The organism is Micromonospora sp. URMC 105 (assembly GCF_051386295.1).
Taxonomy (GTDB): domain Bacteria; phylum Actinomycetota; class Actinomycetes; order Mycobacteriales; family Micromonosporaceae; genus Micromonospora.
Genome location: NZ_JBPQTL010000007.1, coordinates 21,042 through 36,431 on the forward strand (window position 1 = coordinate 21,042; position 15,390 = coordinate 36,431).

Annotated in this window: 5 protein-coding genes; all 5 read right to left on the reverse strand. The window is 75.0% G+C overall.

Annotated elements, in window-relative coordinates; translation table 11 throughout:
- Positions 1–16: 16 nt before the first annotated feature.
- Genes ACSNN7_RS04330 through ACSNN7_RS04350 form a run of 5 tightly spaced genes read right to left on the reverse strand, consistent with a single transcriptional unit; the run spans position 17 to position 15,382 of the window.
- A complete protein-coding gene (locus ACSNN7_RS04330; RefSeq protein WP_436679286.1) occupies positions 17–5,629 on the reverse strand; it encodes an amino acid adenylation domain-containing protein in 5,613 nt (1,870 codons plus the stop codon).
- Entirely contained in the window at positions 5,626–8,745 is a 3,120-nt protein-coding gene (locus ACSNN7_RS04335; RefSeq protein WP_436679287.1) for a non-ribosomal peptide synthetase, read from the reverse strand. Before ACSNN7_RS04335 ends, ACSNN7_RS04330 begins: the two co-directional genes overlap by 4 nt.
- Entirely contained in the window at positions 8,742–8,930 is a 189-nt protein-coding gene (locus tag ACSNN7_RS04340) for an MbtH family protein (protein ID WP_436679288.1), read from the reverse strand. The genes ACSNN7_RS04335 and ACSNN7_RS04340 overlap by 4 nt, the downstream gene beginning before the upstream one ends.
- Positions 8,930–9,883: a TauD/TfdA family dioxygenase gene (locus tag ACSNN7_RS04345; RefSeq protein WP_436679289.1), complete on the reverse strand. Its 954-nt coding sequence runs from the start codon at positions 9,881–9,883 to the stop codon at positions 8,930–8,932. The genes ACSNN7_RS04340 and ACSNN7_RS04345 overlap by 1 nt, the downstream gene beginning before the upstream one ends.
- Positions 9,884–9,910: 27 nt before the next feature.
- On the reverse strand, positions 9,911–15,382 hold the full coding sequence (locus ACSNN7_RS04350) for an SDR family NAD(P)-dependent oxidoreductase (RefSeq protein ID WP_436679291.1): 5,472 nt from the start codon (positions 15,380–15,382) through the stop codon (positions 9,911–9,913).
- Positions 15,383–15,390: the final 8 nt, after the last annotated feature.

Consider the following 15,390-nt stretch of genomic DNA (forward strand, 5'->3'; position numbering starts at 1 on the left):
GAGGGCCCACGCCGGGTCACGCCGCGACCGGCTCCCGCTCCTGCGCCGCCGCCCGCTCGGCGAGCCGCCGCCGGCGCTCCTGCGCACCGATCAGGTCGTCGGGCAGCGAGTCCGGCACCTCGATGTCGAAGCGGCGCAGCATCCGGATCGCGAAGCCGCCCAGGGTGATCAGGACCAGGGCCAGCCCGAAGCAGACGTACGCGAACCCGATGCCCCGGCCCGGGCCGGTGCCGATCACCGCGCCCACCGACCCGGCCAGCGAACCGCCCGGGGCGAGCATCGGCTCGAAGAGGCCGGTCGCCGCCGGGGCGAGCAGCGCGAAACCGATCGGCAGGGTCGACCAGGAGATGGTCTGGTTGAGGCTGAACACCCGGCCGTGGAAGCGCTGCGGCACCTTGACCTGCACGATGGTCGCGTAGATCGACTGCGCGGTGGTCATCGCCATGGCCAGCCAGAAGATGCCGACGCAGACCATGGTCACGGAGGCGTCCAGGCCGACCAGCACACAGCCGAGCGCGGTGCCGAGGTTGCCGACCAGCACGCCGACCATCCGCCGGCGCCGGGGCCCGCCCCACAGGGACATAAGCACGCCCCCGGCCACCGCGCCGCAGGCCTCGGCCAGGGCCACCTGCGCGACCTGGGTGGCGCTGCCGAAGGAGAGCACCAGCGGGGTGGTGAGCACCAGCGCCGGGGCGAGGAAGATGTTGCCCAGGGCGAAGTAGCCGAGCATCAGCCGGAAGCCCCGGTGCTGCCAGGAGTAGCGCAGCCCGTTGGCGATCGCCACCAGCAGCCGCTCCCGGGGCCGCCAGCCGAGCAGGTCGGGGAAGCGCACCACGGCCAGGGTCAGCACCGCCACCAGGTAGCTCGCCACGTCGATGAGCAGGATGCCCTTGAGTTCGATGGCGGCGAGCAGGCCGGCGGCGAAGACCGGCATGAGCAGCATCGCGAAGCCGCTGGAGAGCTGGGTGATGCCCATCGCGTGCCCGAGGTAGCGCTTCGGCACCAGTTGCGGCACCGCCGACTGGAACGCGATCCGCTGGAACGAGCCGGCGACCTGGCTCAACGCGACCAGGGCGTAGATGTGCCAGAGGACCAGGTTGTCGGTCCAGAGCAGCGCGGCGAGCACCAGCTGCAGCGACCCTGCGGTGCAGCTGGCGATCATCATGATCCTGCGGCGGCTGACCCGGTCGGTGACCGCGCCGGCCACCGGCAGCATCAGCACGCCGCAGATCAGCGCCAGCGCCCAGAGCAGACCCAGGTCGGCCACCGACCCGGTCCGGGTGAACAGCCAGATCGGCAGCGCGAACGCGGTCAGCGCGGAGCCGGTGGTGGAGACCAGCTGTCCGGCGGTGACCGCGACGAAGCGGGCCATGCTGGGCTTCACCACGGCCGGTTCCGGCCCGCCGGGCCCGCCCACCCGCTGGTGGGCGGCGACCGCCCAGCCGGCGTCGGCTCCCCGGGCCTGCGGGGTGAGCGCGGAGACGTCCCCGGCGGCGACCGCCGGGTGGACCCGGGTGAGGATCTCCGCCAGTTCCTCGGCGCGGTACTTCAGGAAGAAGTGCCCGGCCTGGTCGAGGACCACCAGGCCGAGGGTGTCGCTGAGGAACTGCCACTCGGCGTATCGCTCGGCGTGGTAGTCGGTCACCGGATCCTCCGAGCCGACCACCGAGACGATCGGCGCCCGCAGCTTCGTCGCGCCCCGGTCGAGCAGGCCGGTGAAGTACTCCTCGGAGGCACGCGAGTCGGCGCGCATGTTGCTGATGATCCGGTCGGCCTGTTCCGGGTCCAGCTCGCCGGTGTCCACTCCCATCGACTTGAGCCAGCTCGCGTAGTGCCGGTTGCTGCGCAGTCGTTCGAGCCGGTTGCGCAGGGCCGCGAAGGCGCCCCGGGGGCGGGCGAACGGGAACATTGCGCCGATGTAGACCGCCGCCAGGTCCCGGCCGGCCGCCTCCACCTTGCGGGCCACCTCGGCGACGATCGCGCTGCCCACGCCGCAGTGGCCGTAGAGCGCGAGGGGGCCCTCGACACGTTCCAGGATCTCCTCGGCGACCCGGCTGGTCAGCTCCTCGAACGGCAGGCCGTCCTCGCTGAGCCCGACGTCGTGCCCGGGGATGGCCAGCGACCACAGGGCGTGGCCGTCGGGCAGCGCGTCCGCCAGGGGCTGGTAGACGATGGCGCTGCCGCCGCCGTACGGGACGCAGACGTAGCTGAGCCGCCGCTTCGCCGCCGGGATGGGCTTGGTCAGCTCGTAGAGCAGTCGGCGGGGCCCGCCGCCGTCGTCGTCGCCGCCGGAGATGAACCGGGCCAGGTCGCGGATGGTCCGCTGCTGGAACAGGTCCATCACGCCGACGGCGCGCCCGCCGTGCTCCGTCTTGCGGATCTTCGCCACCACCTGGGTGGCGAGCATGGAGTGCCCGCCGAGGTCGAAGAAGTCGTCGTCGATGCCGAGCGTCGCGACGCCGAGCACCTCCGACCAGATGCCGGCGAGCAGCCGCTCGGTGTCGTCGCGCGGCGCGACCAGGGCGACCGACGCCTCCCGGGTGACCACCGGGGCGGGCAGCGCCCGGCGGTCCAGCTTGCCGTTGGGGGTCAGCGGGAGCGCGTCCAGGGTGACGAACGCGGCGGGCACCATGTACTCGGGCAGGGTCTCCTTCAGCGCCGCCTTCAGCGCGGCGTGCTCGGCCGCGCCGACGAGGTAGGCGGTCAGCCGCTTGTCGCCGGGGGTGTCCTCGCGGACGATCACCGCCGCCTCGGTCACCGCGGGCTGCTCGCGCAGCGCGCTCTCGATCTCGCCCAGTTCGATCCGCAGGCCGCGCAGCTTCACCTGGTGGTCCATCCGGCCCAGGAACTCGATCACCCCGGCGGGCCGCCCGGCGGCGGCAGCCGGGCCGTCCCCGGCGGCGGCCGGATCGGCGGGTACGGCGGCCGGGGCGGTGACCCAGCGGGCCAGGTCGCCGGTGCGGTAGAGCCGGGCTCCCGGCTCACCCGAGAACGGGTCCGGCACGAACCGCTCGGCGGTCAGCGCCGGCCGGCGGTGGTAGCCGCGGGCCAGCCCGGCCCCGCCGATGTGCAGCTCGCCGGCCACCCCGACGGGGCAGGGGTTGCCGTGCGGGTCCAGCACGTGCAGCCGCAGGTTGGCGATCGGGCCGCCGATGGGCACGCTGGTCCGGCCCGGCAGCAGCGCCGGGTCGCAGTGCCAGGCGCTGACGTCGATGGCCGCCTCGGTCGGGCCGTACAGGTTGTGCAGCGCGCAGGCGGGCAGCCGGGTGGTGAAGTCGACCGCAGTGGCGAGCGCCAGCTCCTCACCGGAGCAGATCACCCGGCGCAGCGCGGTCGCCGCCTCGACACCGTCCTCGGCGAGGAAGACCGTCAGCATCGAGGGCACGAAGTGCGCGGTGGTGACCCGCTCGGCGACCAGCAGGTCGCGCAGGTAACCGGCGTCCTTGTGCCCGCCGGGCTTCGCCAGCACCAGCTGGGCGCCCTCGCGCAGCGGCCAGAAGAACTCCCAGACCGAGACGTCGAAGCTGGCCGGGGTCTTCTGCAGCACCGCGTCGTCGGTGCCGAGCCGGTAGGTCCGCTGCATCCAGTCCAGCCGGTTGACGATGCCCCGGTGGGTGTTCGGCACACCCTTCGGGCGGCCGGTCGAGCCGGAGGTGTAGATGACGTACGCCAGGTGCTCCGGGCCGGCCGCCGGCCTCGGGTCGTGGGCGGGCTGGTCGGCCCAGACCCGGGCGTCGTCCAGCGCGAGCACGGTGGCGCCGGTGGGCGGCAGCACGTCGCGCAGGTGCTCCTGCACCAGCACCACCGGCGCGGCGGCGTCGTCGACCATGAAGGCCAGCCGGTCCGCCGGGTACTCCGGGTCCAGCGGGAGGTACGCGCCGCCGGCCTTGAGCACCCCGAGCAGGCCGGCGACCAGCTCCACCGACCGTTCGGCGCAGACGCCGACCAGGGTCTCCGGGCCGACACCGGCCGCGCGGAGCCGGTGCGCGACCCGGTTGGCCGCGGCGTTCAGCTCGGCGTACGTCACCGACCGGCCCTCGATGGTGACCGCGACCGCGTCCGGGGTGGCCGCGGCGCGCTCCTCGATCGGCGCGTGCAGCGTCTGGGTGACGGGGAAGTCGGCGGCGGTGTCGTTCCAGCTCGCCAGCAGCGCCCGCTCGGCCGGGGCGAGCAGGTCCAGCGCGGAGACCGGGGTGTCCGGGGCGGCGACCACCGCCGCCAGCAGGGCCTTCCACCGCTCGGCCATCCGCTCGAGGGTGTCTCGGGTGAACAGGTCGGTGTTGAAGACCAGCTTGCCCCAGACGCCGTCGGGTACCTCCACGGCGTGCAGTTCGAAGTCGAAGCGGGTGGCCCGCAGCTCCATCGGCGTCCAGCGGAAGCTCACCTCGTCGGCGTCGGAGACCCCGGCGAAGCGGCCCATCTCGTAGTTCTGCAGCACGAACATGGCCTGGAACACCGGCGAGCGGCTGACGTCGCGGGGCAGTCCCAGCTCGTGCACCACCTTCGCGAACGGCACCTCCGCATGCTCGAAACCGTCCAGCACGGCCCGGCGGGTGCGCGCCAGCAGCTCGCGGAAGGTAGGGTCGCCGGCCAGCTCGGCGCGCATCGGCAGCATGTTGACGAACATGCCGACCACGTCCTCCAGCTCCGGGGCCGACCGGCCGGCGACCGAGGCGCCGACGGCGAAGTCGTCCTGCCCGGCGTGCCGGGCCAGCAGCACCTGGTACGCGGCGAGCAGGGTCATGAACAGGGTCCCGCCCGAGGCGCGGGTGAGCGCGGCAAGCCCGTCGGTGACCTCCCGGTCCACCTGGAACTCGACGAAGTCGCCCCGGTAGGTCTGGGTGGCCGGGCGGGGCCGGTCCAGCGGCAGTTCCAGCGGGGCGATCCCGGCCAGCCGCCGCTTCCACCAGTCCAGGTGCCCCCGGGCCTGCGGCCCGTCCAGCTCCCGGGCCTCCCAGTGGGCGAAGTCGCCGTACTGCACCGGCAGGGCGGGCGGCTCGCCACCCCGGTACAGGGTGATCAGGTCGCGCAGCAGCACGTCCACCGACCAGCCGTCGCCGACGATGTGGTGCTGGCCGAGGAAGAGCACGTGGTCGTCTGCGACGTTCATCCGGTCCGGAGTGCCGTCCTGCGGCGCGGAGGCCGGATTATCGTCGTCAGCCAGCCGGATCAGCAGGGCGCGCAGCAGCGGCCCGGCCGCCAGGTCGAACGGCTCGGCCGCGGCGGCGTCCACCAGCGCCTGCGCGGCCTGTTCGTCGGCGGCGTCCACCACGGTCAGCGGCACCTGCACGGTGTCGGCGACCACGACGGTGGGGCGGCCGTCGGCGTCGGCCGGGAAACGGGTACGCAGCGACTCGTGCCGGGCGGTCAGCCCGGCCAGGGCGGCGCGCAGCGCCGTGACGTCCAGCGGCCCGCGCACCCGCAGCGGCACCGCGATGTGGTACGCCGCCTCGCCCGGAGCCAGCTGGTCCATGAACCAGACCCGCTCCTGGGCGTACGACAGCGGCACCTCGGCACCCTCGGGACGCGGCGTGATCCGGGCGGTGGGCGCGGCCTGCCGCCGACGAAGCCGCTGGGCGATCAGCGCCGCGCGGGCGGCTTCCCGGGCGGGATCCTTCAGGTCCGTCATGTGGGGGTGTCCTTCTCCGCCGCCAGCAGCGCGGCGACCTCGGTCTCGGAGAGCTCGTCCAGCTCGGCGGCGATCCGCTGCTCGATCTGGGCGGCCAGGTCGGCGACCACGGGGCTGCTGAACAGCGCCCGCATCGGCAGGTCGACGTCCACCTCGGCGCGGATCCGGGCCATCGCCCGCATACCGCGCAGCGAGTTGCCGCCGAGGGTGAAGAAGTCGTCCAGCGCGCCGACCTTCTCCACCTGGAGGATCTCGGCGTACACCTCGGCCACCAGGGTCTCGGCGTCGGTGCGCGGCGGGACGTAGCCGTCGGGTGCGACGGTGGCCGCCGGGGCGGGCAGCGCGGCGCGGTCCAGCTTGCCGTTCGCGGTCAGCGGCAGCGCGTCGAGGCGGACGAACGCGACCGGCACCAGGTGGGCCGGCAGCTCGCGGGCCAGCGCGGCGGCGAGGGCGGCCTCGTCGGCGGCACCGACCAGGTAGCCGACCAGGGCCGGCTCGCCGGAGTCGGTGCGCACCGCCACCGCCGCCTCGCGGACCTGCGGGTGGGCCAGCATCGCCGACTCGATCTCGCCCAGCTCGATGCGCATGCCGCGCACCTTGACCTGGTCGTCGCGGCGGCCCAGGTACTCCAGGGTGCCGTCGGCCCGCCACCGGGCCAGGTCGCCGGTGCGGTACATCCGCCCGCCCGGCGGACCGTACGGGCAGGGCAGGAAGCGCTCGGCGGTGAGGCCGGGCCGGCGCAGGTAACCCCGGGCCAGCTGGTCGCCGCCGACGTACAGCTCGCCGACCACCCCCGGCGGCACCGGCTGGAGCGCGGCGTCGAGCAGGTGCACCCGCGCGCCGGCGGTGGGGCGGCCGATCGGCACCGCTCCGGCGCCGACCGGCTGCCCGGGTGCGATCCGGGCGGCGACACAGCCGACGGTCGCCTCGGTCGGGCCGTACTCGTTGACGACCGCCACGTCCGGGTGGGCGGCCCGCCAGCTCTGAAGCTGCTCACCGGTGAGGGCCTCGCCCCCGATCACCAGGTCGGTGGTGGGTGACAGCGCGGCGTCGAGCAGCGGCAGGTGGCTCGGGGTGACCTTGAGGAAGCTGGGCGGGCCGCCGGCCCGGGCGTGCGAGGCGTCGATCCCGGCCAGCCGCACCGTGCCGCCGGCGGTGAGCGGACCGAGCAGGCCGGTCACCGTGAGGTCGAAGGAGACCGGCGAGGGCAGCAGTGCGGTGCCGGCCAGCCCCGGGTAGGTGTCCCGGGCCCAGGCCAGGTACGCGGCCACGGCCCGGTGCGCCACCACCACGCCCTTCGGCCGGCCGGTGGAGCCGGAGGTGTAGAGCACGTACGCCGGGTGCTCCGGGTGCAGCGGGGCGGCCCGGTCGGCGTCGGTCAGGTCGGTGTCGGCCTGGTCGGCGCCGACCTCCCCGTCGAGCACCACGGCGCCGGCCGGCACCAGGGCGGCGGTCTCCGGCAGGGCCAGCACCAGCGCCGGCTCCGCGTCGGAGAGCAGGTACGCGATCCGGCCGGCCGGATAGCCGGTGTCGACCGGGACGTACGCGGCACCGGACTTGAGCACGGCGAGGATCGCGACCAGCAGCTCGGGCGAGCGGGGCAGGGCGAGCGCCACCCGGGTCTCCGGGGCCGCGCCCCGGGCCACCAGCACCCGGGCGAGCCGATTGGCGGCGGCGTTCAGCTCGGCGTACGTCAGCGACACGCCCTCGCAGACCAGGGCGACGGCCTGCGGGGTGGCGGCGGCCTGCCGCTGCACCCGCTCCACCACGGAGCAGAACGCCGGGGCGTCCTGCCCGCCGCTCCAGGCCCGCAGGACGAGGTCCCGCTCGGCGTCGTCCAGCAGCGGCAGCGCGGAGACCGGCCGTCCCGGCTCGTCGACGGCGGCGGTGAGCAGCCGCACGTACCGGGCGACCACCGCCTCGGCGGTGGCCCGGTCGAACAGGTCGGTGCGGTAGACCAGGCGGCTCTCGCCGGTGGTGACGTCGAAGGCCAGGTCGTCCTTGGTGGTGCCCAGCTCCACCGGGTCCAGGCCCGAGTCGGGGATGAAGTTCAGCGCGGTCTGGAAGATCGGCTGCACGGACGGGTCGCGCTGCGGGGCGACCGCCTCGACGATCCGCTGGAACGGGGTCTGTCCGTGCTCCATCGCGTCCACCAGACCGGCGCGGACCCGCCCGAGCAGCTCGGTGAAGCTGGGGTCGCCGCCGACGTCGCAGCGCAGCGCCACCGGGTTGACGAACATGCCGATCAGCGGAGTCAGCTCCGGGGTGTCCCGGCCGGCGGTGGAGACGCCGACCACCACCTCGGTGTCGCCGGAGATCCGCGACAGCAGGGCGGCGAACCCGGCGAGCAGCACCATGTACGGGGTGGCCGCCGACCCGGCGGCGAGCCGGCCGACCCGGTCGAGCAGCCCGTCGGACAGGGCGAAGCGCACCTCGTCGCCGGCGAACCCGAGCTGGGCCGGGCGGGGGCGGTCCAGCGGCAGCCCGGTGACCGCCGGCGCCCCAGCCAGGTGCCCGGTCCAGAAGGCCAGCTGCCGGTCCAGCTCCGCGCCGGTGAGCTGGTCGCGCTGCCAGACCGCGAAGTCGGCGTACTGGATGGGCAGCTCGGGCACGGCGGCAGGCGCGCCGGTCAGCGCGGCCTGGCTGAACGCGGCCAGTTCGGCCGCCAGCAGCACCGCCGAGTGGCTGTCGAAGACGGCGTGGTGCACCACGAACAGCAGCGTCCAGGCGTCGTCGAGGCGGACCAGCCGGGCCCGCCACAGCGGCGCCGCGTCCAGCGGGATGGGGGTACGGGCCAGCTCGGTACCCAGGGCCAGGTACCGGTTCCTGCGCTCCGCCTCGGGCAGGTCGCGCAGGTCGTCGGCGGGCAGCCGGACCGGCTCGTACTCCCGCACCACCTGGAGCAGGGCGCCGTCGTCGGACCGCAGGTGGGTGCGGAGCGACTCGTGCCGGGCGACGACCCGGCCGACGATCTCGCTCGCGGTGTCGGCGTCGATGCCGGCCGGGAAGCGCCACGGGACGGAGACGTTGTAGACCGGCGAGGCGGGGTCGAGCTGGTTGGCCATCCACACCCGCTCCTGGGCGAAGGAGGCCGGGAAGGTCCACTCCCGCGTCATGAGGAGACCTCCCGTACGGAGCGGGGGCGCATGTCGGTCCAGACGGTGTCCACGTGGGCCAGGCACTCCTCGCGGGTACCGGCGAACCCGGCGTCGTGCCACCCGGCGGGGAGCGCACGGTCGGCCGGCCAGATCGAGTACTGCTCCTCGTCGTTGCGGACGACCAGGAATCGGGATTCGGCCATCAGTGCTCTCCAGCGCTCTCGGGGGTGTGCGGTTCGGCCATCGCCACGGCGATCCGGCGCGGCCCGGTGAAGGGCTCCCGGCCGTGCGCGGCTGTCATGTTGTCGACCACCAGCACGTCGTCGCGCCGGTAGTCGAAGCGGACGCTGGCGGCCCGGTAGGCGGCCCGCAGGTGCTCCAGCACGTCGGCGGAGATCTCGCCGCCGTCGCCGTAGTAGGTGTTCGCCGGCAGCCCGTCGGGGCCGAACATGTCCAGCAGCCCCTCCTGGTAGTCCTTCGGCAGGGTGCTCACGTGGAAGAAGGTGGCGTGGTTGAACCAGCGCGGGACGTCCGAGCCGGGCCGGTGGTGCACCACGTCGCGGACCGCCCGGGTGCGCAGCCCGTCCGCGCCGACCCACTCCAGCTCGATCCGGTTCGCCGCCGCGTACGCCTGCACCTGGGCGCGGTCGTCGGTGTCGAACACGTCCTGCCAGCGGGTGCCGAAGTCGGCGTGGAAGTTGCGCACCAGCAGCCAGCGGCGCCGGACGAACTCCTCGCGGACCGCCGGGTCGATCTCGGCGTACACCCGGCGGACGTCGGCGAGCGGGGTGGCGCCGAGGGTGTCCGGCGGGCTGATGCAGTAGAAGAAGAGCGTCAGCGGCCAGCGTGCCTGGTACGAGTTCTCGTTGTGCAGGAAGATCTCCTCGTCCGGTGGGTAGTCGGTCGAGGTGTAGACCCGGCCGGAGATGGCGTGCCGGGGCGAGGACCGCTCGGTGTAGAGCAGCGGCTCGCCGGAGAACTCGCGTACCACCCGGTCGAAGCCGTCCACCCCGCCCACGTCGAAGCCGCGGAACAGCAGCCCGCCGTGTTCGACCAGGGCGGCGCGCAGCTCCGCCCGCCGCCGGTCGATCAGCTCGGTCAGTGGTGTGCCGTCGTTCTCGACGACCACCGGCAGCGTCGCGATCGTGTCGCTCATTGCTCTGTCACTCCTGTTTGTCGACGCTCAGTCGCGGGGTAGCCGCGGGATGGCGGGAATGGTGGCCGGGGCGGGCTCGGCGGCGGACGCGGCGGTGGCCCGCAGCTCCTCGATCCGGGCGGCCAGGCCGGCGACGGTGGGGGTCTCGAAGAGGCTGCGCATCGGCAGCCGTACCCCCGTCGCCGTGCGCATCGTGGCGATGAGCTGGACCGCGACCAGGGAGTTGCCGCCGAGGGCGAAGAAGTCGTCGTCCACGCCCACCTCGGCCACTCCCAGCCCGTCCCGCCACACCTGGGCGATGGTGCTCTCCAGTTCGGTACGCGGCGCGGCGGAGCCGCCGCCGGTGCCGGCCGGGGCGGTGACGGCCGGTTCGTCTGCGCCCTCCAGGCTTTCGGTGGTGACCCGGGAGGCGCGGCGGCGGATGTCCTCGACGCTGCGGGTGGCGATCACCACCTGGGCGCCGAGCCCGGCGGTGAGGCTGCGGCGGAACGCCTCGGCCCCGTCGACCGGCCGGATGTCCTCGGTCGGCACGCCCGGCTCCGGGGTGGCCGCCTCGGCCGGGGTGCCCGCCGTGGCCAGCCCCCCGGTCACCGCACCCTGGTCGACCCGGCGCAGCACGAAGTCGGTGATCGCGACGAGTTCGCGGCCGTCGGCGTCCACCAGGGACAGGTCCGCGGCGACCACCTCGTCGGTGGCGCCGGCCCGGTGCCGCAGGTGGCTGTGGAACTGCGCCGGCAGGGCGCCGCGCACCACGATCCGCCCGTACGACAGCGGCAGGTAGGTGCCGCTGCCCTGGCCCCGGCCGAACGCGGTGGCCACGTCCAGCAGCGCCGGGTGCAGCCCCCAGGCGGGCAGGTCGGCGACCGCCTCGGCGGGCGCGGCGATCCGGGCCAGCTCCTCCCCCGCGCCCAGGTGGTGCTCGGCCAGCGCGGCCCAGCGCGGCCCGAAGCTGAGCATGCTGGTGCGCCCCCGGCCGAACGAGGCGTCGTCGTCCACCCGCCGGCCGGCCACCGCCGGCACCCGCGCCGGTGGGGCCGGCTCGTCGGTCCAGCCGGCCGTGCCGCGGACGTGGGTGCGCAGCCGGCCGGCGGCGAGGCTGCACACCGCGAAGTCCGTGCCGTCCCCGGCCGGGGTCAGCTCGACCCGGTACTGCGCGACCGTGCCGTCCGGCACCGAGAAGGGCTCCAGGAAGACCACGTCGCGCAGCTCCACCGCCGGGTCCCCGGCCGGGGCGGGCAGCGCGGCGGCGACCGCCGCCCGGACCGACTCCAGGTGGGCGGTGCCGGGCACCACCGGCACGCCGCCGATGCGGTGCTCGTCGAGCAGCCAGTGGGTGGCGGCCGAGACCAGGCCGTGCAGCACGACGCCGTCCGGGCCGGTCACCTTCGTGGTGAGCACCGGGTGCGGCACCGCGGCGGTGACGGTGTCCCGGCCGGCGCCCCGGAAGCCGGCCGGCGCGTCCGTCTCCACCGCCATGCCCACCTCGGCCCAGCCGCCCCAGTTCTGCGACACCACCGGCGCCCGGAAGCCCGCGCCGGACCGGGCGTACGCGTCCAGGAAGCTGTTCGCGGCGCAGTAGTCGACCTGGCCGAAGCCGCCGATCACCGCGGTGATCGAGGAGCAGAGCACCACGAAGTCCAGCGGCAGGTCGCCGAAGACCTCGGCGAGGGCGAGGGTACCGGCGAGTTTCGGCGCGAGCACCCGCTGGGCCTCGGCCCGCTCCTTGACCTCGGCCATGCCGCCACCGGGGAGGCCGGCGGCGTGCACGATGCCGTCGATCCCGCCGAACTGCGCCTCGGCGGCGGCGCGGACCCGGCGCAGGTCGGCCGGGTCGGTGACGTCGGCGGCGAGCACCAGCACCGACGCGCCGGCCGCCTCCATCCGGCGGATCGCCGCGATCGCCCGGCCCGCCCGGTCCGCGCCGCCGTGCACGGCCAGGTGCTCGTCCCACCGCTCGCGCGGCGGCAGGCCCGAACGGGCCAGCAGCACCAGCTTCGCCCGGGCCCGCCGGGCGAAGTCCTCGGCCAGGGTGACGCCGATCCCGCCCAGGCCGCCGGTGATCACGTACCGGCCGCCCTCGCGCAGCGCGCCCGGCTCGCCCTCGGCGTCGACGGTGACCTGCTCGTAGCCGGTCACCCAGCGGCGCGGGCCGCGCAGCGCCAGCTCGGCGCGCTCCGGGTCGACCGGCCGGCGCAGCTCGGCGACGAGCGCGGCCACGTCGGAGGAGGCCGGGTCGGCGTCCACCAGCCGGACGGTCAGCCCGGGCAGCTCGGCCGGGAGCACCCGGGCCAGCCCGGCGAGGGTGGCGTGCTCGGGGCGGACCAGGTCGGCGCCGGTCACGTCCCCGATCCCGGCGGTGACCAGGTCGAGGGTCAGGTCGCGCTCGTCGGCGGTCAGCCCGGCTCCGGCGAGCGCCTGCACCAGGTGCAACGCGCTGAAGAAGCCCCGGTCCTGGGCGGCCCAGGCGGCGGCGACGTCGGTGCCGGCCGGGTCGCCGTCGAGGGCGAAGGCGTGCACCAGCCGCTGCGGCGGGTCGGCGGCGAGCGCCGCCACCAGGGCGTCGTGGTCCTCGCGGGCGCCGGGGCGCAGCCGGTATCCGCCGTCGACGGCCGCGAAGCGCTCGCCGGCGCGTACCACGACGGGCGTGGCGCCGGCGGCCCGCAGCGCGGCGACCAGCGCGTCACCGCGCGGGCCGTCGGCGAGGACCAGGCAGCGGCCCAGCGGTACGCTGCCCGGCTCGGCGGCGGCCTGCCGCCACACCGGCACGGCGAACCATTCCGGCAGCGGGCGCGGGCCGCGCTCGACCGGCGCGGGGGCCCGGTCCACCGGGTCCGGGTCCACCCAGTAGCGGCGGCGCTCGAACGGGTACGTGGGCAGCGGCACCCGCCGGGCGGCCGGATCGGCGGCGAGCTGCACGCCGACGCCGGCGCACCAGAGCGCGCCGGCGCTGGTCAGCAGGGTGGCCAGGTCACCGGTGCGCTCACCCGGACCGGGCAGGCTGCCCAGCGGGGTCAGCGCCCGCTGGGCCGGGGCGGCCTTGGCGACCTGCATCCGGGCCAGGTTGGCCAGTTGCCGGCCCGGGCCGCACTCCAGCAGCGCCCAGGTGCCCTCGGCGAGCAGGGTGGCCACGCAGTCGCCGAAGCGCACCGGCCGGCGCAGGTGCGCGGCCCAGTACCCCGGGTCGGTGGCCTGCTCGGCGGTGATCCAGGTGCCGGTGACGTTGGACAGGAACGGGATCGCCGGCGGGCGCAGCGGCACGGTCGCCATCAGCGCGGTGAACTCGGCCAGGATCGGTTCCATCATCGGCGAGTGGAAGGCGTGCGAGGTGCGCAGCGCCTTGCTCTTGCCCTTGATCGTCTCGGCGAACGCGGCGACCGCGGCGCTCTCACCGGCCACCACGCAGGTGCCCGGGCCGTTGACGGTGGCGATGGACAGCCCCTCGGGGAGGCGCTGCGCGACCACCGACTCGTCCAGCGCGACGGCGAGCATCGCGCCGGCGGGCAGCGACTGCATCAGCCGTCCCCGCGCGGCGACCACCCGCAGCGCGTCGGGCAGGCTCAGCACCCCGGCGACGGTGGCGGCGACGTACTCGCCGATCGAGTGGCCGATCATCGCGGCGGGCTGCACCCCGGCCCGCCGCCAGGCCGTGGCGAGGGCGTACTCGACGACGAAGAGGGCCGGTTGGGTGTAGCGGGTCTGGGTGAGCTTCTCCCCCGCCTCCGGGTCGCGGCCGAGGATCAGATCGCGGACGTCCAGCCCCAGGTCGGGGCGGAGCAGCTCGGCGCACTCGTCCACGGCGGCGGCGAAGGCCGGCTCCTCGGCGTAGAGCTGCGCGCCCATCCCGGCGTACTGGGAGCCCTGGCCGGAGAAGAGGAAGCAGACGGTTGGCGCTGGACGGTCGGTCGCACCGCGATGTCCGCCGCGCGGATCACGCAGGGCAGTCGCCGCGGAGGGCAGGTCGGTGGCGACGACCGCGCGCCGGTGCGGGTACTCCTGGCGGCCCACCCGCAGGGTGTGCGCCACGTCGGCGAGCAGCTGCGGCCCGCCGTCGGTGGTGCTTTCCAGGTGCTCGGCCAGCCGGAGCACGGCGGCGTCCAGGGCGGTGGCGGTCCTCGCCGACACGTGCAGCAGCTGCGCCGGGCGGACCGTCGGGTCGGCCCGGTGCGCCGCCGGCGCCTCCTGGAGCACCACGTGGGCGTTGGTGCCGCCGATGCCGAAGGAGCTGACCCCGGCCCGGCGCGGCCCGCCGTCGGTGTCCCACTTGGTCAGCGTGTTCGCCACGTAGAACGGGGTGTCGGCGAAGTCGATCGCCGGGTTCGGGGTCTCGTAGTTGATGGTCGGCGGGATCAGGCCGTGCTCCATCGCGAGCACCGTCTTGATCACGCTGACGATGCCGGAAGGCTGGCTGAGGTGGCCGATGTTGGACTTCACCGAGCCGATGCCGCACCAGCCCCGGTCGTCGGTGTCCTTCGTGTAGACCGCGGTGAGGGCGGCCACCTCGATCGGGTCGCCCATCGCGGTGCCGGTGCCGTGCGCCTCGACGTAGCTGATGCTGCGCGGGTCGATCCCGGCCATCCCGACGGCCTGGGCGATGGCCTCCATCTGCCCGTCGATGCTGGGCGCGGTGAAGCCGACCTTGCCCGCGCCGTCGTTGTTGACGGCGTTGCCGAGCACCACCGCGCGGATCGCGTCGCCGTCGGCGATCGCGTCGGAGAGGCGCTTGAGCAGGGTGACGCCGGCTCCGCTGCCCCAGACCGTGCCGTTGGCGGCGGCGTCGAACGGCCGGCAGTGCCCGTCCGGCGAGGTGAAGCCGTCCATGCCGAGGTAGCCGACGTGCGGCAGCTCGACGTTGACCCCACCGGCGAGCGCCATGTCGCACTCGCCGTTGCGCAGCGCCTCGCAGGCCAGGTGGAAGGCGACCAGCGAGGTGGAGCAGGCGGTGTGCACGGTCAGGCTCGGCCCGCGCAGGTCCAGCCGGTACGACACGTTGGTGGCCACGTAGTTCGGCGAGTTGCCGGTGGCGCGGGAGACCGTGCCGTGCGGGCTGCCGCCGACGCGCTTGTTGCGCAGCACGTAGCGGTGCAGGTAGGTGTTCCCGCCGGTGCCGGCGTACACGCCGACCGCACCGTCGTAACGGGCCGGGTCGTAGCCGGCGTCCTGCAACGCGGTGTAGCAGCTCTCCAGGAACAGCCGGTGCTGCGGGTCGGTGATCTCCGCCTCCCGGGCGGTCATCCCGAACAGCTCGGCGTCGAACTCGTCGTACCCGTCGACCAGCGGCGCGCGGGCGACCCACCCCGGGTCGTCGACCTCCTCCACCGCGGCGCCCCGGGCCAACTGCTCCTCGCGGGTCAGCTCGGTGACGGACTCGACGCCGTCGACCAGGTTGCGCCAGAACTGCCGGACGTCGGCAGCGCCGGGCAGCCGGGCGGCGAGCCCGACGATCGCGATCGGCTCGATGCCGTCGTCGGCGGGGAGGTCGGGTGCCATCGCGTTGTCCATCAGCGTGT